This is a genomic window from Mesorhizobium sp. M7A.F.Ca.US.006.04.2.1, assembly GCF_004022915.1.
Lineage (GTDB): Bacteria > Pseudomonadota > Alphaproteobacteria > Rhizobiales > Rhizobiaceae > Mesorhizobium > Mesorhizobium ciceri.
Window position 1 is genome coordinate 1 of record NZ_RZQA01001151.1, and the last position, 1,526, is coordinate 1,526.

Genomic DNA, 1,526 nt, shown 5'->3' on the forward strand with positions numbered 1-1,526 from the left:
CGCCAGCAGCAGCGCGGCCACCACGGCCAGCCCCGTCGACAGGCCGATCCAGATGCCGACGCCATGCAGGCCGAAATGGAAGGCGAGCAGCACCCCAAGCGGCAGGCCGACGCCCCAATAGCCGATCGCGGCATAGATCATCGGCACCTTGGTGTCGTGCAGGCCGCGCAGCATGCCGGCGGCCACCGCCTGGGCGCCGTCGAAGACCTGGAACAGCGCCGCGAAGACCAGGAACGACACGGCAAGTTCGATCACCCTGGCATTGGCCGGATTGCTCAGATCGATGAAGGCGCTGATCAGCGGATGCGGCCACAGGATCATCACCAGCCCCATCAGCGCCATGAAGGAAACGCCGATGACGAAGGCGGTCCAGCCGGCGCGCGACACGCCTTGCGGATTGCCGGCGCCATGCGCAAGGCCGACGCGCACCGTCACCGCCTGGTTGAGGCCAAGCGGCACCATGAAGGAGATCGAGGCGATCTGGATGGCGATCGCGTGCGCGGCCAGCGAATCCGCGTCGATCAGGCCCATCAGCAGGGCGGCCGCATTGAAGATAGTCACCTCGAAGGCGAGAATGCCGGCAATCGGCAGGCCGAGCCGCAACAGGCCCTTGAAGCGTGGCCAGTCCGATCGCCAGAACCGTCCGAACAGACGATAACGGCGGAACTTCTTCTCCAGTATCACCACGGCAGCCAGGCCGATGAACATCAGCGTTGAGGACAGCGAGGTGGCAAGGCCCGACCCGGCAATGCCCATCGACGGCACGCCGAGATTGCCGAACATGAACACCCAGTTGAAGAAGGCATTGCAGGCGACGGCAACAAAGACGATGACCAGCGCCCAGCCCGGCCGCTCCAGCGCCGAGATAAACGAGCGCAGCACGATATAGAAGTAGAAGGGCAGCACCGCCCATTCGAGCCAGCGCAGATAGATGCCGGCCTGATGCGCCAGTGCCGGTTCCTGGCCCATGGCCAGCAGAATGCCTTCGCCGTGCCAAAGCACGAGCCAGATCGGAATCGAGATCAGGATCGCCAGCCACAGGCCCTGGCGCACGGTGCGGCGCAGGTCGCGCACCGAATAGCGGCGGCGGCCAAGCTCGGTGGCGATCATCGGCGATGTCGCCAGCATCAGGCCGAGGCCGAAGATCAGCGGCATGAAATAGAGGTTGGCGCCAAGCGCGCCACTGGCCAGCGTATCCGGCCCCAGCCGGCCCATCATCATGACGTCGGTGGCCGTCATCGCGGTCTGGCCGAGATTGGTCAGCACCATCGGCCAGGCGAGCGCCAGCGTCGCCCTGATTTCCTGACGCCAAAGATTTTCCGGCGCGCGAGCGCCGGCTTCGATCGCAGACATTGTTCCGCTCTTTCCAGCTACGGCGCGTCGGCCAGAGCCGGAAGCCGCATGTCAAACGGCAAAACCTTCGGTTTCGCGGCGTTTGCGTCAGCTTCTGGACGAAACGCGACATGAAGGCAAGAGAGGAGGGACGGGAACGGATTGAGCCAGGGACCGGCCCCGATGCTCTAGCG

The 1,526-nt window shown here is 65.0% G+C and carries 1 protein-coding gene; it reads right to left on the reverse strand.

Going from position 1 to position 1,526, the window contains the following annotated elements; translation table 11 throughout:
• Nucleotides 1–1,353, reverse strand: a 1,353-nt coding sequence (locus EN925_RS35290) for an MATE family efflux transporter (RefSeq protein ID WP_164894638.1), incomplete at its 3' end; no start/stop codon positions are given.
• Nucleotides 1,354–1,526: the final 173 nt, after the last annotated feature.